Source organism: Pseudoalteromonas sp. MEBiC 03485 (genome assembly GCF_004195145.1).
GTDB lineage: Bacteria > Pseudomonadota > Gammaproteobacteria > Enterobacterales > Alteromonadaceae > Pseudoalteromonas > Pseudoalteromonas apostichopi.
On sequence record NZ_SGBT01000002.1, the window covers coordinates 275,933 to 294,736 of the forward strand.

The 18,804-nt window shown below is 41.8% G+C and carries 19 protein-coding genes; 13 read left to right on the top strand and 6 right to left on the bottom strand.

From position 1 onward, the window contains the following. Window positions 1-26 precede the first annotated feature (26 nt). From EVU92_RS18090 to ltrA, 3 genes are all read left to right on the top strand, one after another. Entirely contained in the window at window positions 27-404 is a 378-nt protein-coding gene (locus EVU92_RS18090; RefSeq protein WP_004588890.1) for a MerR family transcriptional regulator, read from the top strand. 102 nt (window positions 405-506) lie between these two features. Then, the gene (locus tag EVU92_RS18095) at window positions 507-908 is read left to right on the top strand and encodes a MerC family mercury resistance protein (protein ID WP_239978102.1); all 402 of its coding nucleotides are present in this window, start codon (window positions 507-509) and stop codon (window positions 906-908) included. Window positions 909-1,506: 598 nt separating this feature from the next. Beyond that, entirely contained in the window at window positions 1,507-2,997 is a 1,491-nt protein-coding gene (gene ltrA, locus EVU92_RS18100; protein WP_130050855.1) for a group II intron reverse transcriptase/maturase, read from the top strand. 209 nt (window positions 2,998-3,206) lie between these two features. On the opposite strand, the gene adhP is transcribed toward ltrA, so the two are convergent. After that, window positions 3,207-4,217, bottom strand: coding sequence for an alcohol dehydrogenase AdhP (gene adhP, locus EVU92_RS18110; protein WP_130052571.1), 1,011 nt, complete (start codon window positions 4,215-4,217; stop codon window positions 3,207-3,209). A 250-nt stretch (window positions 4,218-4,467) separates the two neighbouring features. Between adhP and EVU92_RS18115 the strand changes: the two genes are divergently transcribed. Further along, the gene (locus EVU92_RS18115; protein WP_055021667.1) at window positions 4,468-5,025 is read left to right on the top strand and encodes a MarR family transcriptional regulator; all 558 of its coding nucleotides are present in this window, start codon (window positions 4,468-4,470) and stop codon (window positions 5,023-5,025) included. Between the two features lie 158 nt (window positions 5,026-5,183). Next, window positions 5,184-5,597, top strand: coding sequence for a hypothetical protein (locus EVU92_RS18120; RefSeq protein WP_130052572.1), 414 nt, complete (start codon window positions 5,184-5,186; stop codon window positions 5,595-5,597). 122 nt (window positions 5,598-5,719) lie between these two features. On the opposite strand, the gene EVU92_RS18125 is transcribed toward EVU92_RS18120, so the two are convergent. Continuing rightward, complete coding sequence (locus EVU92_RS18125; RefSeq protein WP_130052573.1) at window positions 5,720-6,745, bottom strand: lytic murein transglycosylase; 1,026 nt, start codon at window positions 6,743-6,745, stop codon at window positions 5,720-5,722. Further along, a complete protein-coding gene (locus tag EVU92_RS18130) occupies window positions 6,738-7,019 on the bottom strand; it encodes a YcgL domain-containing protein (RefSeq protein ID WP_130052574.1) in 282 nt (93 codons plus the stop codon). The genes EVU92_RS18125 and EVU92_RS18130 overlap by 8 nt, the downstream gene beginning before the upstream one ends. 156 nt (window positions 7,020-7,175) lie before the next feature. On the opposite strand from EVU92_RS18130, the gene minC reads away from it, so the two are divergent. From minC to minE, 3 genes are read left to right on the top strand one after another with little or no spacing between them, the layout of a single operon-like run. Then, window positions 7,176-7,880 (top strand): septum site-determining protein MinC, encoded by a 705-nt coding sequence (gene minC, locus EVU92_RS18135; protein ID WP_130052575.1) that lies wholly within the window; start codon window positions 7,176-7,178, stop codon window positions 7,878-7,880. Window positions 7,881-7,885: 5 nt separating this feature from the next. Next, on the top strand, window positions 7,886-8,695 hold the full coding sequence (minD, locus tag EVU92_RS18140; RefSeq protein ID WP_130052576.1) for a septum site-determining protein MinD: 810 nt from the start codon (window positions 7,886-7,888) through the stop codon (window positions 8,693-8,695). Window position 8,696: 1 nt separating this feature from the next. Then, window positions 8,697-8,960 carry a cell division topological specificity factor MinE gene (gene minE / locus EVU92_RS18145; protein WP_054552047.1) on the top strand — a complete coding sequence of 88 codons (264 nt, stop codon included), beginning with the start codon at window positions 8,697-8,699 and terminating at the stop codon, window positions 8,958-8,960. Window positions 8,961-8,997: 37 nt separating this feature from the next. On the opposite strand, the gene EVU92_RS18150 is transcribed toward minE, so the two are convergent. Next, window positions 8,998-9,414 carry a GNAT family N-acetyltransferase gene (locus EVU92_RS18150; protein ID WP_239977573.1) on the bottom strand — a complete coding sequence of 139 codons (417 nt, stop codon included), beginning with the start codon at window positions 9,412-9,414 and terminating at the stop codon, window positions 8,998-9,000. A gap of 73 nt (window positions 9,415-9,487) precedes the next feature. Beyond that, on the bottom strand, window positions 9,488-12,277 hold the full coding sequence (locus EVU92_RS18155; RefSeq protein WP_168990038.1) for a TonB-dependent receptor: 2,790 nt from the start codon (window positions 12,275-12,277) through the stop codon (window positions 9,488-9,490). 553 nt (window positions 12,278-12,830) lie between these two features. On the opposite strand from EVU92_RS18155, the gene EVU92_RS18165 reads away from it, so the two are divergent. Continuing rightward, a complete protein-coding gene (locus tag EVU92_RS18165; RefSeq protein ID WP_130052578.1) occupies window positions 12,831-13,559 on the top strand; it encodes a copper homeostasis protein CutC in 729 nt (242 codons plus the stop codon). A 2-nt stretch (window positions 13,560-13,561) separates the two neighbouring features. Then, a complete protein-coding gene (locus tag EVU92_RS18170) occupies window positions 13,562-14,431 on the top strand; it encodes a BadF/BadG/BcrA/BcrD ATPase family protein (RefSeq protein ID WP_130052579.1) in 870 nt (289 codons plus the stop codon). On the opposite strand, the gene EVU92_RS18175 is transcribed toward EVU92_RS18170, so the two are convergent. Next, entirely contained in the window at window positions 14,428-15,153 is a 726-nt protein-coding gene (locus EVU92_RS18175; protein ID WP_130052580.1) for an AraC family transcriptional regulator, read from the bottom strand. The genes EVU92_RS18170 and EVU92_RS18175 overlap by 4 nt on opposite strands. 162 nt (window positions 15,154-15,315) lie before the next feature. Between EVU92_RS18175 and EVU92_RS18180 the strand changes: the two genes are divergently transcribed. From EVU92_RS18180 to EVU92_RS18190, 3 genes are read left to right on the top strand one after another with little or no spacing between them, the layout of a single operon-like run. Next, complete coding sequence (locus EVU92_RS18180) at window positions 15,316-16,476, top strand: Gfo/Idh/MocA family oxidoreductase (RefSeq protein WP_130052581.1); 1,161 nt, start codon at window positions 15,316-15,318, stop codon at window positions 16,474-16,476. Window positions 16,477-16,482: 6 nt separating this feature from the next. Next, window positions 16,483-17,535, top strand: a complete 1,053-nt coding sequence (locus tag EVU92_RS18185; protein ID WP_130052582.1) for a sugar phosphate isomerase/epimerase — start codon at window positions 16,483-16,485, stop codon at window positions 17,533-17,535. A 34-nt stretch (window positions 17,536-17,569) separates the two neighbouring features. Next, window positions 17,570-18,790: an MFS transporter gene (locus EVU92_RS18190; RefSeq protein WP_130052583.1), complete on the top strand. Its 1,221-nt coding sequence runs from the start codon at window positions 17,570-17,572 to the stop codon at window positions 18,788-18,790. Window positions 18,791-18,804 lie beyond the last annotated feature (14 nt).

Genomic DNA, 18,804 nt, shown 5'->3' on the forward strand with positions numbered 1-18,804 from the left:
GATTAGTAGTATTCACAAAGGCAATAATGAAAACCATTGGCAAATTAGCACAATCATTAAATTTAAATGTAGAAACCATTCGTTTTTATGAACGAGAAGGACTGATTACACAACCTGAAAAACCAATATCTGGTTATAGACAATATGACGAATCAATAGCAGGACAACTTAGGTTTATCACAAAAGCCAAAGCGCTCGGCTTTACGTTAAGAGAAATAAAATCGCTAATGTCTATGGACAGCAACTGCGCTCAAGTTGAGCTATTAAACCGACAAAAGTTAGCAATCATTCGAGACAAAATTAATGACCTTCAACGTTTAGAGAAAGTAATTGTGGGTATGACAAATACCTGTATGCAAAACGAAGATCCAACACATTGCCCCATAATTGACTCATTAAAATGATTGACTCCGTACTTGTATACGGAGTTTAGAATGATGGTAATATCAACCAATAGACTTTCAAATGATAAATAAAATATTAGACAGAGTAGGCTCTAGTGGCGTTTGGCTAGCGGCACGGCCTGCCTCCCTGCATTAAGGTCACTTGCATCGGCATTAGGACTAGGCTTCTTCTCTCACTTCGAAGGAATAGCTGTAAATACGCTTTTACCTATTTTTGCATCTTTGGAACTATTGGTAAACTTATACAACTGGCACAAAAATAAAAACCATACCAGAGCTGTCTTCAGCATTCTAGGGCCTGTAGCAGTGCTATTAACGCTTTATCCTCTTTGGCTATATGATTGGAGCACATACCTATTTTACTTTGGTATTTGCTTAATGGTCGTTATGTCGGTTTTGGATATCGTAAAACCAGTAAGGGAGCAAACATGCAACGTATGGCTAATTGCCGTCGTTGAAACGATTAACGGTCAATGTCTGCTTTTCGCTCAAAGCTGCCCTTAGAGCATTTACGTTAACTCGTTTTGGGGCGTGCGACGTGAAGTCGTATGAAGCGCTGTTCACCGCTTAATGAGTGAACCATCTGTATCACCAGATGATCCTAGGAGCCTGAATAAAGTAGCGGCTCTGACAATGTAACGAAGGTTGGTATGCGCCAATCGGGATCTTAATCGTGAGAGGACGATCCTCCTGATAACCACAAATCGGGTGAGTGCTAGGCAGTCAGTATGATGAACATAAGTGAATCCGCGTAAGGTGCGTTATACGATGAAACAGCGGAAGTGGTTAATACGCTGTAGCCAAAAGGCACGAGAGTCGGAAAGAGATTGCCCCATGCTCTTTCGTGATCACTGAACTCTCCGCACTATAGCGGGCATCTAACCTGACATTGCGCAACATACGGAACACGGTAAGCCTGTATCACTCCCTTTGGGAAAGCTTATATAGCCGATAGTGATGCAGGTAGAGGATGTTGGAGAAAGCAAAGGCTGGATTGTAATGATGCAGATACAGACGTCTGTCTGGCACGAAAGTGAGCTGACTTCCGACTGGTCTTCCGTTGCAAGAGAATTTGAAGAACTTTATTCAAGGAGAAACGCAAATGATGATTTCAAAAGAGATTAGTGCCTCCCCTGACAGTGCTCAATGGCAATCCATAAATTGGAAAACTGTTGAGTCGCACGTTTTAAAGCTTCAGATGCGTATTGCAAAAGCAACAAGAGAAGGTAAACACAGCAAAGCGAAAGCGTTGCAGTGGATACTGACTCACTCGCATTCGGCAAAACTTCTTGCTGTTAAGCGAGTATCACAAAACAAAGGCAGTAAAACGCCCGGAATAGACGGCGTCATCTGGAATACGGATACGCGCCGCATGAAAGCAGTCAATCAATTGAGCAGAAAGGCTTATCAAGCCAAACCGCTCAAGCGTATCTACATCCCTAAGAAAAACGGCAAGCTCAGACCTTTGGGTATCCCGTGCATGGTCGATAGAGCGCTACAAGCGCTTCACCTTCTTGCACTAGAGCCTGTGTCAGAAACACTTGCTGACCCAAATAGCTACGGATTTCGGCGCAATAGAAGCACTGCTGATGCTATTGCTCAGTGTTTTCTCTGTTTGAGTAAAAAGCAATCCGCGCAATGGGTTCTTGAGGGAGATATCAAAGCCTGTTTCGACAAGATTGGGCATCAATGGCTTATGAATAATATAGCTGTAGATAAACGAATGTTGGAACAATGGTTAAAGTCTGGTTTTATGGACAAAGGGCTGTTCTATCGCACTGACGAGGGAACACCACAAGGCGGGATCATATCTCCAACCTTGATGCTGATGACTCTTGCAGGTCTTGAGCAACGCATTAAGTCCACCGCACTTAAAAATGGGGCGAGAGCCAACTTTATAGGATACGCCGATGATTTCGTAGTCACATGCACTTCAAAGGACGTGCTGGAGAACGATATCAAACCGTTGATTGCTGACTTCTTAGCACATAGAGGCTTAACGCTCTCCGAAGAGAAAACGCACATTACCCACATTAGCCGTGGTTTTGACTTCCTAGGCTTTAACCATAGGAAGTACAAAGGAAAACTGCTCATTAAACCGAGCAAATCTAACACGTTAATATTTCTGAGTAACTTGCGCGAACTCATTAAAAAGCACGCAACTACCCCCGTTAACGATCTAATCAAGTTGATAAATCCGAAACTCAGGGGTTGGTCGAATTACTATCGCCATTGCGTTGCCAAACAAGTATTCGGATATGTGAGCCACAAACTATTTCTAGCGTTATGGCATTGGGCTAAAAGGCGTCATCCAACAAAATCAAAAACTTGGATCGCCATGAAGTACTTTATCAACCGTCGAGGCCAATGGCAATTTCACGGTTGGCAGAAGAGCATGAACATGAACATGAACATGAACATGGATTGTCAGTTTAATCTATTTCAAATAGCTAAGGTGCCAATAGAGAGACATGTGAAAATCAGGAGTGAAGCTACGCCTTTTGATCCTTTATACCAAGAATACTTGGCAAAGAGAAAAGCAAAGAGGCAATGCCGCAACTCTTGGAATGAGCCTAATCTCGCTGCTTTATAAGTTGCTGGGTACCAATTAGGTGCCTTCGTGAAGGCTTGAGCCGTATGCAGTGAAAGTTGCACGTACGGTTCTTAGGAGGGCGACACTTGGTAACAGGTGTCGTCTATCCGACAAAAACAAGTTACAGTTACTTACTTTTTAGCATATGAAAAACTGTCAGACTCAATTGAGCCGCTCAACCAAACCTGACAGCATTAACTGACTTAAGTTTAAAGCGTCATTACGATTCGGCCTGTGATATCACCTTTTAGCATGTCGTCAAAAATATCATTGATATCTTCGAGTCGTTTTTCTTCAATAATGGCTTTAACTTTACCTTTAGCAGCAAAGTCGAGGCATTCTTGTAAGTCTTTACGCGTACCAACAATTGAGCCAACAACAGACACACCATTTAACACGGTGTCGAAAATTGGCAATGGCATATCTTCTGGTGGTAAACCTACAAGTACGCACTTACCGCCACGGCGCACGCTTTTATAAGCTTGCTCAAAACCGGGTTTTGAAACAGCCGTACACACAACACCATGTGCCCCGCCCACTTGCTCAAAAATGGTTTCTGAAGGTACTTGCTTCATAAAATCTATGGTGATGTCTGCGCCAAGCTCTTTGGCTAGTGCCAACTTGCTCTCGCCGGTATCAACGGCAATTACATTAAAGCCCATTGCTTTTGCGTATTGCACCGCCAAATGACCAAGGCCGCCAACACCAACAATTGCCACCCAGTCACCCGCTTTTGCATCGGTAACTTTAAGCGCCTTATAGGTTGTAACCCCCGCGCAAAATAGAGGTGCGGCTTCTGCAAAGCCTAATCCTTCAGGAATTTTAATCACATAATCACCATGGGCAACACAGTATTCGGCGTAACCACCATCGACTGAATAACCTGTGTTGTGCTGCTCAAGGCATAAGGTTTCTTTGCCTTCTAAACAAAACTCACAATGCCCGCAGGCGCTATATAACCAAGGAACACCGACACGGTCGCCTACTGATAAGTGTTTAATGTTTGCACCTACTTTTTCGATAGTACCTACCCCTTCATGGCCCGGCACTAATGGCATTTTCGGTTTAACTGGCCAATCTCCATGACAAGCATGTAAATCTGTGTGGCACACTCCACACGCGGCAATTTTAACTAGCACATCGTTAATTCCCACCTCTGGGCATGGGATATCTTCGATTGTTAATTTACCCTTGTACTCTTTATTTACTGCAGCTTTCATAACGTTCCTCCATGGTATTATTGGATTTCAGCCTATACGATAAACTTATTAACTGTCACTATTATTGATCCACATCAAATAGCTAATCACTGTGGCATTTAATTAAACTATTATTTAAATTCAATAACTTAAATTTTAAATATGGCATATCTACACTTTAGTAGCAGAAGATTGCATAGTGGCTATTTCTTTTAGTTATACCCCGAGCGTGCTAGCATTTAATTTCTGAAATTTTTGAATACTAAAAATTATGAGCCTATCTGAAAAAAACTTAGCTTTTGTTATGCACTGCGGTGAAATGGGTAGCCGTTGGGGCTTTAACCGCACCATTGGTCAAATGTGTGGATTATTAACCATTACTAAAGAACCAATGACGGCAAATGAAATTGCCGATACCTTAAGTATCTCGCGCGGAAACGTAAGTATGGGCATTAAAGAGCTACAGTCTTGGCGCTTAATTAAAGTGCACCATATTCCGGGTGACCGTAAAGAATACTACGGCCCTGCTGGCAGCATTTGGGATATGGCCAACCGCGTATTCGAAGAGCGTAAAAAACGCGAGATAGACCCAACCCTAAGCCTGCTTCGCGATAACATTTTAGAAGAAGCCCACACAGATGATGAGCGCTTTGCTCAGCAACAAATGCAAGAAATTCACGACCTACTCGAAACCGTAACCAAGTGGTCAGCAGAGCTACAACGCTTAAGCCCTGAGCAACTGCAAAGCCTAATGAAACTAGGTTCTGGCATTGGTAAGGTACTTGATTTTAAAGATAAGATTTTGAAAAAGCCGGGGAAAGGGGAATAAGTTAGCGAGTTTGACCTTGTAGGCGTGAAACTTGTTTCGCGCGCACTCTTGTAGGTCTTGCTTAAGGCGTTTGTAGGAGATAATCGTAACTTTGTTTCCATTTGCTATACTAATAATTAAGCGTCTATTTACGTTCTGACATACAAGGATATTAGGCTATGTATAAACAAACGGAAATTAATTACACGTTAATTATTATTTTATTAGTGATTAGTGCCTTTATAATTTTCTCTCCTGAACTGGCTAACCTCAAACTGATTATAATATCGATAAACCTGCTTATTGTTGTGTTGTTTTTTTCACTGACAATAGTAATCGATGAACAAAAACTTCGTTGGTATTTTGGGTTTGGGATCATTAGCAAACAGGTTGAATTATCTCAGATTGCCGACACTTCTGAATACCAAACAAAATGGTATCAAGGAATTGGTATACGTATGCTAAGTGATGGCTGGTTATATAACGCGTCTGTTGGAAAAGCCGTTAAAATAACTTTAACTGACGGAAAAAACATATACCTTGGCTGTAAAGACGTTGATGCACTGCAACAAGCACTCAAGGTAAAGGTTTAAAATTGTACCGAGTGGAAAGTTAGCGAGTTTGTAGGAGGCGTTTTAACGCCGAATAAGTTAGCAAGTTGCTCGGGTAAAACTTATTGCTTTACCCTTGGTACTTGCTAACTTTTATTAATCAATTACTTAATCGCTGGGTAACCGATGCGATCTGATAAGTAACCGACACTGGTTGCGAAGTAATACGAGCGATTCCAGTGCATAAGTGCTTTGTAGTTATCGTAGGCTAGATACATACGGCCGTTTACGTCATCTGGCATTACCATTGCGGCGGTAACATCAACGTTTGGTAAGTCACTGCCATCCATTTTACGAACACCGATGGCTTGCCAATCTGCAAGGCTGCGCTCTGAATCTTTCCAATACTCTAACCATTGGCTGCGTGTTTTCGTGCCACGTTTAAGAATATATGAGTTATCAAACCCTTCAGGTAATTTAACTTGGCGACCCCAGGTTAAATCATCGTTCCAACCAGCTTGCTTTAAGTAATTTGCGATTGAAGCAAATGCATCTTCTTCTGTGGTCCAAATATCTTTGCGGCCATCACCATTGTAATCAACAGCATAGGCGTTAAATGAGGTTGGCATAAACTGCGTTTGCCCCATTGCACCAGCCCAAGAGCCTTTGAATTTATCAAGGGTAATGTGACCCTCTTTTAAGATATCAAGTGCTGCCCAAAGTTGGTTTTTATACATGGCTTCGCGGCGACCATCAAACGCAAGTGTCACCAATGATGCAATCACACTGTGACCACCTTGGATTTTACCAAAGTTACTTTCTAGGCCCCAAAGTGCAACAATAAAACGCGCTTGAACACCGTATTCTTTGGCTACTTTTTCAAGAACGTCTTGGTTTTCTTTGTATAATTTACGCGCGCGGTCAATTTTCCATTGCGGCACACGTTTTGGTAAATAAGTTTCGAGGGTTTCTTTTACTTCTGGCTGATTTTTATCTGCTGAAATAACTTTCTTTTTGAATTTAGCTGTTGCAAGTGCTTGATCAACTAAGGCTTCATCATAGCCTTTTTCAATTGCTTCTTTTTTTAATGCTGCAACGTAAACGTCAAAATCAGCTTGTGTCTTTTGTTCTGCCAATACTGAAGTACTTAGTGAAGCACTGAGTAAAATGACGGCAAGTTTTTTAATCACTCTCAACTCCCTTGTCTTTTTTAAATTGGGTTAACAGATTTTCTTCTGGCGGAGGTAATTGCAAGTAGAACCCTTGATCAATTAACGCTTGCTTAACCGCGCCTAAGTCTGCCACACCTAACTTTTCACGGCTTGCTAGATTAATCATCATCACGTACTTAGGTTGACCAAACGTTTCTAGTAAAGGTTCAGGTACGCGTGAGAAATCATCTCTTTTTTCTACAAAAAGGTATGTATCCGCTTTTTTAATACTTTTATACACCGCAGTTAGCATTATGGCCCTATAATATCTTGCTTAACGAAGGCGCACACTATAACATGAGTCAAATAATAAGTTAGAAAAAATAGATTAGATTTTTACTGTATATGCCTTGTTCAGCCTGTGTTTATACTTAAATTATGCTAATCCAGACAATTCAATTGAGCGTGTATGTCGGAACAAATTTTTGAATTAAAAGGGAACCTTTTTACGTTATCTGTTTTACATTTATTTTCAGCAGATACGGCCCTCTTAAGTAAGCAGTTAGATGAGAAAATCGCCCAAGCACCTAAGTTCTTTGCCGGTGCGCCTATCGTAATCAACTTAAGCGACGTACAAGATGAAGCGCTTGATTTCTCTTTCTTAAAATCAATGTTAAGCGGCCTTTCGCTAAACCCTGTTGGGGTTTGTAATGGCTCTCAAGAGCAAAACGAAAGCGCAAAAGCTGCAGGCTTGTCGGTGTTAAATTATTCACAAGACGTTAAGGCTGCAACCGCTAAACAACAAACAAATACATCTATCGTTGAAAAAACCGTTCACCTGCCTGCGCAAGTTATTCATGGCACTGTTCGTTCGGGCCAGCAAGTGTATGCAAAAGACCGCGATTTAATCGTGATTGGTGCTGTAAGTCATGGCGCCGAAGTGATAAGCGACGGTAACGTGCACATTTATGGCACCCTTCGCGGCCGTGCAATTGCAGGGGCAAAAGGTTACAACGAAGCAAATATATTTTGCCAAAAATTAGAAGCAGAACTTGTTTCGATTAATGGTAGTTATTGGATCAGCGACTCTCTACAAGGTGAACACTGGGGCAGCGCAGTACAAATCCAACAAAAAAATGATTCATTAGAAATTTCAGCTTTGGTTAAAGGATAAATCTCATGGCAAAAGTGATTGTCGTTACTTCTGGTAAAGGTGGTGTTGGTAAAACCACATCAAGTGCTGCGATTGGCACAGGTTTAGCGCTTAAAGGCTTTAAAACCGTTATTATCGACTTTGATATTGGTCTACGTAATCTTGACCTTATCATGGGTTGTGAACGCCGTGTTGTTTATGATTTCGTAAACGTAATCAATGGCGAAGCAAACCTAAATCAAGCACTTATTAAAGATAAGCGCGTTGATAAGCTACATATTTTACCTGCCTCACAAACCCGTGATAAAGACGCACTAACCCGTGATGGTGTTGAGCGCGTACTTAACGAGCTGAAAAAAGATTTTGATTACATTGTGTGTGACTCACCAGCGGGTATTGAAGCCGGTGCAATGATGGCAATGTACTTCGCTGATGAAGCGATTGTAACAACGAACCCAGAAGTATCATCAGTACGTGACTCTGACCGTATTCTTGGCATTTTACACAGCAAATCAAAACGTGCTGAAGAAGGTCTTGAAAGCGTAAAAGAACATCTACTATTAACACGCTATAATCCTGAGCGTGTTGAAAAAGGTGAAATGCTTTCGGTAGAAGACGTACAAGAAATCTTAGCGATTAAACTACTGGGCGTTATTCCTGAATCACAAGCTGTTCTTAGTGCATCGAACTCTGGTCAACCGGTTATTCTAGATGCTGAATCTGATGCTGGCCAAGCGTATACAGATGCAATCAATCGTTTATTAGGCGAAACTGTTGATTTTCGTTTCTTAGACGTTGAGAAGAAAGGCTTATTTAAACGGATTTTTGGAGGTTAATGTGTCTTTACTTGACTACTTCCGCTCAGAAAAGAAAAGCAGTGCGTCATTAGCAAAAGAGCGATTGCAGATCATTGTCGCACACGAACGTTCACAGCGTGGTACACCTGATTATTTACCACAGCTAAAACAAGACATCCTAGATGTTATTCGTAAATACGTGAATGTAAACACTGATGCAGTTCAGGTTCAGTTTGACCAAAACGAAGATGACTTAGCAGTACTTGAGCTAAACGTCACTTTACCTGACGAAGAAAAGAAATAGTCAAAATTGGGCGCTTAGTTTTTAACAGCGCCCTTTTTTATTTCTGCCACTGCATGTGAAACTCATAGTCGTCTTCGCCTAGAGTTTTAAACCCTGCCCGTTGATATAATCCATACGCTGGATTAGCTTTTAACACCGTTAAATTTATCTTTGCTGTTTGCGCTTTTAGTGCATCTAACACCTTAGTGCCTAACCCTTTGCCTTGCTCTTTAGGTGCAATTTGTAGCTGTAATAAACTAATTGCTTGATCACTAACGATGAACTTGGCAGCGCCTACACATTGCCCATCATTTAACACTAAATGACTATGCTCAAAGTGCTCAGCCACTCTTGCTTGATGCTGCTCAAGTGATAAAAATAACCCCTGATTTTCTAAGTGCTCAACCATGGTATTTAATCTTAGGTCGAGTAAATAGGCTTTGTCTTGCTCAGTTGTTTTTACAAACTTAATCATTATTGTCTTAAAAAAGAAAAAGGTACTTTAATAAAAGTACCTTTTTAGGTTGCAACAAACAACATGTCTTCGGTTAGAAATTATAATTTGCGCCTAAGTAAAAACGGCGGCCCGAATATTGGTTATAAGTAAAGCGATTGCTTTGTTTCCAGTAACCTTCTTCAACTTCTTCTGTTAGGTTCACAACTGATGCGGTAAACGAAAGATCCTCTGTTAAGTTGTACGAGGCATTCACATCAAGCTGACCATAGTCTTTGGTATATAAGTTATAGCCTTGGTGAATACCGTTAGCACGGTCATCTTTCCAGTTATACGACGCACGAACACTAAAGTCGTCATTTTCAAAATACACCGACACATTATATTGGTGCTTAGCCGTGCCTGGAATTTCGGCTTCTGTTTTTTGCCCGTCAGTAGATACTTCGCTGGTGCTGGTATCTGTGTAGGTATAGTTAGTTAAAATACCAAAACCATTATCAAACGAATGCTGAAAGAACAGCTCCAAACCTTCTGATTTTGCATCACCGCCACCGACTTTGGTGTTCATTTCGACTTCGATTGGGCCATTACAACAATCGTGTTCACGCTCTACTATTTCTACTGTCGAAATTGGTAAGTTAGAAATATCTTTAGAGAATAACGTCGCGCCAAGTGCTGAACCATCGCCGTAATACCATTCAATACCTAAATCGAATTGGTCAGATAACATAGGCTCAAGCCCTGTATTTACTGAGGTACCATTACCACGGCCTGTCCATGAATCAGGTGAGTTAATGTTAACTGGAGGACCATATGACTCGGCCTGGCTTAAGTCTGAATAGCTCACTCTTGCCATGGTGCGTGCTGCGGCAAAACGAACAACAAGGTCTTCGGTTGCATCCCATGCAAGGTTAAAGCTTGGTAGTACTTCACTGCCATCGCTACTGCGCTCATTCGGGTCGGTATCGTCATCGTCTTGACCAATGACATCATCGTAAGTCAAAGTGCTAAGCTCTGTATTGACATAGCGCACGCCGACATTACCGCGAAAATCTTGCCATTCAAAATCAGCTTGTGTGTACACAGACCAAATTTTCTCTTCAAGGGCATAAGTACCCGAAAGCGTAGGTACAACTGTTTGGCTAAAGTTTTCTTTTAAGTAGTTATCAAGCGCTCCAAAATCGAATGCTAAAAAGTTAAATGCACCTGTATCACCGGCGCTGTTATCAACCACGTGGTCGCTCACCAATGTTGGTGCATCCGGATGAAAATCTGGATTATGGAACCACTCAGTACCAGGTAAATAACCTCGGTAACCACCGTTATCAGCTATGCCGTCATCCCAACGAAAGTCGTTACGAATACCTTTAATTTCGTGATCGCGGTATTTACCCCCCACATATAAACGGGTGAAAAAGCTACCATCAAGGTCAAATTTTACATCTGTTTGAATGTAATCTTCAGAGTCTTCATTTTCAGATGAGTAAGAGTCAAACCAATCGTAATATTGGTACGCTTCTTTATCAGTGGCTAAATCGGTCGATACTTCATAGCTTGGTTTACCATTTTCAATTGACCATAACCAGCTATTTACTGAGCCTAACCGCGCATCAATATTAGCGTAGGTTTCTTTTGAGGTACCACCCTCTGCTTCGGTATGCCCCAGCTTTACTGTAACGCTGTAAGTATCGCCATAATAAGTGCCTTCAAAATCGTAGGTGTTTGATTTTGACTCACCAAAACGCTCACGCCCGGTAAGTTGAGGAGACAACAAACCGCGACGCACAGGCACACCGCCGTTTACATCAGCATCACCCCAGTTATTGTCATTCAGTAAACCATTATCACCGTTACCGTAAGCAACTACGGTATCGCCATCAAGTACAATACCGTAATACGGGTTATGATTATCATTCCACTCAGCAAAGGTAATGCTTTGTCCTGTTTGGTCATAACCTAGCTTGGCACCAAAATAATTAAAGTTTAAGTCAAGTCTGTCACTTGGGGCCCATTGAACGGCCACTTGATAACCATCACGGGTACGGTCTTGGTTTGAGTTATTTACACTCATAGCCCGCGGTGCCCATACATTGTTGTACACTTCGCCAGTTGCTTGGTCGACAAGCGCAGGGCGCTCTGCCCCTTCAACTGTATCTGAGTGAAAACGCCAGTGTGACGCGTTGTTAGTGATGGTTGTTACGGTGCGATCTTGACGAGTAAAGCCGGCAAGTACGCCAAAGTTTTCGTCGTCATTTTTCCATGAATAAAGCACATTGACTTGCGGTTTAGTATCTTCAGACACATCATCGTAAGTTACTTCAGCACTTAACGCACCTGAGTTTGCTTCCATCTCTAGTGGTTTACGGGTATGTAAAATAACCGTACCACCAATACCGCCCTCATCTATGCGTGCTTCAGCACTTTTATACACTTCTACACTTTTGATCATGCTTGAAGGCAATAACGTGTAATTAAAACTACGGGTAGGAGTACCTGAACCTGATGAAGCAATATAGTTACCGTTTAATTGGGTTAGAGTCCAATCTGGTGAAGTACCACGAATACTTACACGGCTACCTTCGCCACCATCGCGGTCAATTAGAACACCTGATACACGTTGCAATGAATCAGCGACATTTTTATCAGGGAACTTACCTATATCCTCAGCAGTGATTGCATCAACAGTGGCAGCTGATAGTCGTTTTATTGCTAAGTTTTCTGCTGTTGAAGAACGAATTCCTCGTACTTCAATCACTTCTACATCGTCATTTGCTTGCTCTGCTGCGTAACTTGTATTAATAGCAGCCAATAGCGAAATTAAAATTGCATTACGTTTGAAATGCCGTCCCTGCCCTTTTGTTTTTATTACAGTTTGCTTGCCCATGCCTATCTCCAGTTGTGTGTTCTGTTTTTGTTTATGAGGCTTTAATACCAACCCGCAATAATAATTAGTCATTTAGAGGGATTAAACCTGTCGCTAACTGCGTTAAAAATTTCTGATTTAGAACAGCTAAATAACGAAATTTCTGCTTTGTTATCAACAAGGTTTTCTTGCCTCAAAATAGACCATTTAATTAAGCGAATTGGTATAACCTCCACAAAAACGATTTATTGTTATCGGTTTTAAAACGTATTATCGGTAGTTAATAGCTTGTTAAACTCCAATTCAGAATAGGGTGAGTGGTCAAAAAGTGATAATAAAAATTCGGTGAGAGATATGACAAAATCGGCGTGTGGAATATTTTATATTCATTTTTATCTTTTCTACTTTATAGTTAACCTTATGTTTTTTGTATTTAAGCCTAAATTCTAAAAAACACACACAAACATATAATTCATTGATAAATATAAATTAAAACCCGAAAGGCACTTTCTGATAATTCAAGTTAAATAAGTGACTAGAAACTAGGTGTAATAGATATGGTAAAAGAACGACGATGAGCAATGGTAAAATTCTCGAAGTCTGCCTAAACGAAGGCGACTTAAAGCAACTTGCGAACAACGTTTTTACGTCTAGCAACTTAGGCGTAAAACGATTTGAGTTATGCAGTAATTTGCACCTAGGAGGCTTAACACCCGGTATTTCTGCAATTGAATGCGCATTGAAAAGCCTGACCAGAAATACCGAGCTATTAGTAATGATACGACCAGAAGCTGGCAATTTTACTGTAAGTACTGAGTGTCATAAATTAATGGAAAAACAGATAAAACTCGCAGCTAATGTAGGCGCACATGGGGTAGTATTTGGTGCAGTCAAACAAGGAAAACTTGATATAGAGGTAACTCGTTCTTTACTCGCCACTGCAAAACATTATGGGCTTATGGTTACCTTTCATCGTGCATTCGATAGCCTGACAAATCCGTTATGCGCACTTGAAAAACTAATTAGCTTAGGAGTTGACCGCATATTAACAGCAGGCACGCCGTGGCAAAGCGGCCAAAGTGCTGTTGATGGTCTAAATCAGCTCAACACATACTTAGCACACAGCGCTAATCAAATAGAAATTGTTATGGGTGGTGGCGTTACCCTAGAAAACGCGGAAGCTTTTTGGCAATTAATAAGAAACCATTCAGCAAATGCATCTGTACATGTACACTCTTGCGTGCATAACGCACAAGGTGCAATTAGCGCTGAGGCTATCAATAAGCTACTTTCAAAGGATTAAGCATGGCAAGCAAAGCAATTTATTTTTTAGGTATTGATGGCGGTGGCAGTAAATGTAAGGTGCGTTTAGAAAACGAAAATGGCACCCTACTTAGCGAAGCTATCAGTGGCTCAGCAAACGTGGCTACCAGCTATAAACAAAGTCAAAGTTCAATACTCCATGCTACAGAACTTGCTTTTCATGATGCTGGGCTTGCCTTAAGCGAGCTGAAAAATACCTATGTGCATGCCGGGCTTGCTGGTGCCAATATCGAATCTGCCTATCAATCTATGCTCATGTGGCAACATCCATTTGCCAACTTTACCCTGTCAACAGATATGCTGATTGCGTGTAAAGGCGCACACCAACACCATGATGGCGCGGTGATTATTCTTGGTACGGGCTTTTGTGCAGGCTACCAGCAGCAAAACCAATTTAACGAATTGGGTGGATATGGTTTATTACTGAGCGATGGTGCCAGTGGTGGTTGGTTAGGCTTACAACTTTGCCGTAAAGCATTTGAAGTACTTGATGGTGTTGCGAAAAGTTCAACGGCCATAGATACCCTACTCACCCAGCTTAACTGCCACTCCAGCCAAGCGTTAAGTCAGCTTTTAATATCGGCGCGCCCTGCTGAGCTCGCTAAATTTGCGCCCCTCGTTTTTAGCCATTCTGACGACGCTTTTTGTAAGCAATTAATCAATGAAGCTTGTGCATACATAGCCCGCTATATCTCATACTTTGAAAAGCAAGGCATTAAAAAAATTACCTTGATGGGCGGTATTGCCAGTGCCATTACCCCTTACTTAACTTATGCTAGTAAAGCGCGTTTAACCCCTGCCCTTGCCAGTGCTGAGCAAGGGGCTATTTTAATGGCGAGAGCGGCAATTTAATCACCGAGTTGTGAGCGCATTTGTGATGGAATTTCACCAAACAAACGCCGAAATTGTTTGCTGAAGTAACTTGGTTCGGAAAATCCGCATTGATAAGCAACTTGTGAAATGGGTAGCTGTGTTTCAATCAGTAGCTTGCGGGCATTTTCGAGACGGACTTCGTTGATAAACTGATTAGGAGTTTTTGCCAAATGCTTTTTAAAGCGACGTTCTAAGGCACTTACTGACAAATGTGCAAGCTCTGCCAATTCATCAATACTAATCTGACGATGATAGTGCTCGCGAATAAATTTTACTGGCTCTTCAATCGCACGAACATGAGAAAGCGCTTTTGAGGTTTTTTGTAAGTGCCGAGTCACCCCGTAGGTGCCAATCACATTGTCATCGTGATCTTTTAAAGCATGCTTTGATGTTGAAAACCAACCAAGCTCACCTTGTTGGGTTTGATTAAGTTCTAAACGGTCAGTCACTATGAAGCCTTCCATCACTCGCTTATCATCATTGACGTATTGAAACGCCAAGTGTTTTGGGGAAAAGTCAAAGTCTGTTTTTAACAATATTTGCTCAAGTGTTTTATAACCCTGATGCTCAATAAAATGTTGATTACAATGCAAGATTCTACTATCAGTGTCTTTTACCCAAAAGAGAATATCTGGCAATAAGTCAAATGCAGCAATCAACTGATTTACACCAGCTTTTTTTATTATTTCTTGTATATCCATCGCTCAATTTTGTCTCTTTCCCGAATAATGCTATATATTTTAAACGCCGATTTTGTTGCATTGTCAACCGAATTTTTATTATCACTTATTGCTCAAGCTTTCCTATTATCAATAACATGAGATTAACAGTAGCTAACGCTATTTAAATTAGGAGCGCTTAAGATGAGCAAAGCTAAGATCCGCATGGCGATGGTTGGCGGTGGCGAAGGTGCTTTCATTGGCGCTATTCATCGTATTGCAGCACGATTAGACGGGATGATAGAGCTTGTTGCAGGCGCATTTAGTTCAGATGCTAATAAGTGTAAAGCAACTGGCGAGTTACTAGGGCTAGATAACAGTCGTTGCTACGACAGTTACCAAAGCTTATTTACCGAAGAAGCAAAATTACCCGCTGATGAGCGTATCGACTTTGTAGCTATTGTAACACCCAACCATTTACATTTTCCCGTCGCCAAAATGGCACTTGAACATGGTTTTCATGTGTTATCAGACAAACCGGCAACGCTAACACTTGCAGAAGCAGAGCAATTACAAGCCATCATTGCAAAGCAGCACGTTTTGTACGGTTTAACCCACACTTACACGGGTTACCCTATGGTAAAAGAAGCCAAACATCGCGTTAAATCCGGTGAGCTTGGCACGATTCGCAAGGTGATTGTTGAGTACACCCAAGGCTGGTTATCTCATAGTGAAGACGAAGCATCAAAACAAGCAAGTTGGCGCTTAGATACCAGTAAGTCAGGAATTAGCTGCTGTATGGGCGATATTGGCGTGCATGCAGCTAACTTAGCCGAATATGTATCTGACCTTGAAATTACAGAGCTTTGTGCTGATTTAGATCATGTCGTTGATGGTCGAGTTCTCGATGATGATGGCACCGTGCTACTTAGATTCAATAATGGTTGTAAAGGCGTTTTACTAGCAAGCCAAATCGCTATTGGCGATGAAAACAACTTACGGCTACGTATTTACGGCGACAAGGCAAGCCTTGAATGGTCACAGCTTGAGCCTAATAGTTTATGGCTGCGTGGTCACAACCAACCCTCTATTTTACTGCGAGCGGGTGTGGGTGAATTACACCCTGACACACAAAACGCACTGCGAGCCCCTGCAGGTCACCCTGAAGGCTACCTAGAAGCATTTGCTAATATCTACAGCAATTTTGCAGCACAAATTCACGCATTTAAACAAGGCGACCATGCAACAAACTCAGCATTTGATGTGCCTGGCATCAATGAAGCTATACGTGGTATGGCATTTATTGAGCACGTAGTTGCTTCATCAAAGCAAGACATTAAGTGGCACAAATTACAGATTGGATAATAAAGAATGAATAAAATCAAAGGGCCAGCAATTTTTTTGGCGCAGTTTATTTCTAAAGAAGCCCCCTTTAACAGCCTTCGTGGCTTATGTAAGTGGGCAAGCGGTTTAGGTTACAAAGCGATTCAAGTACCTACCTCTAACCCTGAAATTTTCGATTTAGAAAAAGCCGCCCAAAGTCAGCAATACTGCGATGAAGTCACTGGTATTGCCACAGAGTATGGACTTACAATTTCAGAGTTATCAACCCATTTGCAAGGTCAGTTAATTGCTGTACACCCTGCGTACGATGAAATGTTCGATAACTTTGCCGCAGAGCATGTAAAAGGTAACCCTGCAGCACGTACAGAATGGGCAACAGAGCAACTGATGCTAGCTGCTAAAGCCAGTAAGAACCTGGGGTTAACAACTCATGCGACTTTTTCGGGTTCTTTTTTATGGCATACCTTTTACCCGTGGCCACAACGCCCACAAGGACTCGTTGAGCAAGGTTTTAATGAGCTTGCTAAGCGTTGGTTACCTATTTTAGATTGCTTTGACGAGCATGGTGTCGATGTCTGTTATGAATTACATCCGGGTGAAGACTTACATGATGGCGTGACATTTGAGCGCTTTTTAGCGGCTACTGATAATCATCCGCGCGTTAATATTCTTTATGATCCGAGCCACTTCGTATTGCAACAGCTCGACTATTTAGCGTTTATCGATATCTATCATTCGCGCATTAAAGCGTTTCATGTCAAAGATGCCGAGTTTATTGCGAATGGCCGCTCTGGGGTATATGGCGGTTTTCAAAACTGGCAGGACCGACCGGGTCGTTTTCGTTCTTTAGGAGATGGCCAAGTAGATTTTAAGCAAATCTTTAGCAAGTTAACTCAATATGGGTTTGATGGTTGGGCTGTACTTGAATGGGAGTGCTGCTTAAAGCACCCTGAAGATGGAGCAAGAGAAGGTGCTGAGTTTATTAAAGCTCACTTAATAAACCCAACAGACAAAGCCTTTGACGATTTTGCCAGTGGCGCAACAAACACCGAGCGTAATAATCGAATTTTAGGTTTATAAAACCGACAACAATAGAACACACAGGACACACAATATGGACAACAATAATTATAACCGCATAGTCTTTCGGCTTTGCTGTATAGCACTGATTGTGACCTCTATGACCTTTGCCATCCGTGCTGGTATTTTAGGTCAACTTGGCAGTGAATTTGGTTTAACAGACACCGAACTTGGTTGGGTGAATGCCATGGCATTTTTGGGCTTTCCGGTTGCGACTATGGTCGGCGGTATTATTTATAATGCCATTGGCGCTAAGAAATTAGTCGCTTTAGCGTTTATCTGTCATTTACTTGGTCTGGTTTTGACTATAACTGCCGATGGCTTTTGGGGCTTGTTAGTTTCTACCTTTTTGATTGGTTTTGCTAACGGTTCTGTTGAAGCGGGCTGTAATCCGCTGATTGCAGAAATGTATCCTAAAAATACCACTACCATGCTAAACCGTTTTCATGTTTGGTTCCCAGGTGGCATTGTGATTGGCGCACTTGCTTCTAACTTTATGTCGGGAGCGGGCCTAAATTGGCAGTGGCAAGTAGCATTAATTTTAGTTCCAACCGTTATTTATGGCGCGATGCTAATTAAAGCTCAGTTTCCTAGCTTTGATACCCGTGCTCACTCGACCACCAGCAATATTCGCCACTTATTCACGCCGTTATACATCTTTTTAATTGCCTGTATGACGTTCACTGCAACCACTGAGTTTGGAACGCAACAATGGATTGAGCGAATTTTAGGTTCTTCTGGGGCTTCTCCTATGGTGGTATTAGCTTTAATCACCGGCTTAATGGCAGTTGGTCGCTTCTTTGCGGGTCCAATTGTTCATAAGCTTAATCCTACTGGTGTGTTACTTGGTTCTGCCATTTGTGCAAGCTTAGGGATCTTTATGATGAGTCAAGCCGAGGGCAGCATGATTTATCTGGCAGCGATGCTATTTGCACTTGGCGTTACCTACTTTTGGCCAACCATGCTTGGCTGCGTTGCTGAATACATTCCCAAATCTGGCGCATTGGGTATGTCGTTAATGGGCGGTGCAGGCATGTTTGCTATGAGCATCTGGAACCCAGTAATTGGTAGTTGGATAGACACTGCCCGCTCATCGGCAGAGGCAAGTGGTGCAAGTGCTGAACAAATTGAAATTTTAGCCGGACAGGCTGTATTACAAAACCTACTGATCTTCCCAATTATTTTAATCGTCGCATTCATTGGGTTGCATTTAGTAGTTAATAACAACAAACGCACCGAAAAATGTGCGTCTTAAGCAAGTAAATCGTC

Excerpts from the sequence above, each read along its gene's own strand:
- EVU92_RS18090 (WP_004588890.1), top strand. The coding sequence starts at position 27 with ATGAAAACCATTGGCAAATTAGCACAATCATTAAATTTAAATGTAGAA.
- ltrA (WP_130050855.1), top strand. The coding sequence starts at position 1,507 with ATGATGATTTCAAAAGAGATTAGTGCCTCCCCTGACAGTGCTCAATGG.
- adhP (WP_130052571.1), bottom strand. The coding sequence starts at position 4,217 with ATGAAAGCTGCAGTAAATAAAGAGTACAAGGGTAAATTAACAATCGAA.
- EVU92_RS18115 (WP_055021667.1), top strand. The coding sequence starts at position 4,468 with ATGAGCCTATCTGAAAAAAACTTAGCTTTTGTTATGCACTGCGGTGAA.
- EVU92_RS18120 (WP_130052572.1), top strand. The coding sequence starts at position 5,184 with ATGTATAAACAAACGGAAATTAATTACACGTTAATTATTATTTTATTA.
- EVU92_RS18130 (WP_130052574.1), bottom strand. The coding sequence starts at position 7,019 with ATGCTAACTGCGGTGTATAAAAGTATTAAAAAAGCGGATACATACCTT.
- minC (WP_130052575.1), top strand. The coding sequence starts at position 7,176 with ATGTCGGAACAAATTTTTGAATTAAAAGGGAACCTTTTTACGTTATCT.
- minD (WP_130052576.1), top strand. The coding sequence starts at position 7,886 with ATGGCAAAAGTGATTGTCGTTACTTCTGGTAAAGGTGGTGTTGGTAAA.
- EVU92_RS18150 (WP_239977573.1), bottom strand. The coding sequence starts at position 9,414 with ATGATTAAGTTTGTAAAAACAACTGAGCAAGACAAAGCCTATTTACTC.
- EVU92_RS18155 (WP_168990038.1), bottom strand. The coding sequence starts at position 12,277 with ATGGGCAAGCAAACTGTAATAAAAACAAAAGGGCAGGGACGGCATTTC.
- EVU92_RS18165 (WP_130052578.1), top strand. The coding sequence starts at position 12,831 with ATGAGCAATGGTAAAATTCTCGAAGTCTGCCTAAACGAAGGCGACTTA.
- EVU92_RS18170 (WP_130052579.1), top strand. The coding sequence starts at position 13,562 with ATGGCAAGCAAAGCAATTTATTTTTTAGGTATTGATGGCGGTGGCAGT.
- EVU92_RS18175 (WP_130052580.1), bottom strand. The coding sequence starts at position 15,153 with ATGGATATACAAGAAATAATAAAAAAAGCTGGTGTAAATCAGTTGATT.
- EVU92_RS18180 (WP_130052581.1), top strand. The coding sequence starts at position 15,316 with ATGAGCAAAGCTAAGATCCGCATGGCGATGGTTGGCGGTGGCGAAGGT.
- EVU92_RS18185 (WP_130052582.1), top strand. The coding sequence starts at position 16,483 with ATGAATAAAATCAAAGGGCCAGCAATTTTTTTGGCGCAGTTTATTTCT.
- EVU92_RS18190 (WP_130052583.1), top strand. The coding sequence starts at position 17,570 with ATGGACAACAATAATTATAACCGCATAGTCTTTCGGCTTTGCTGTATA.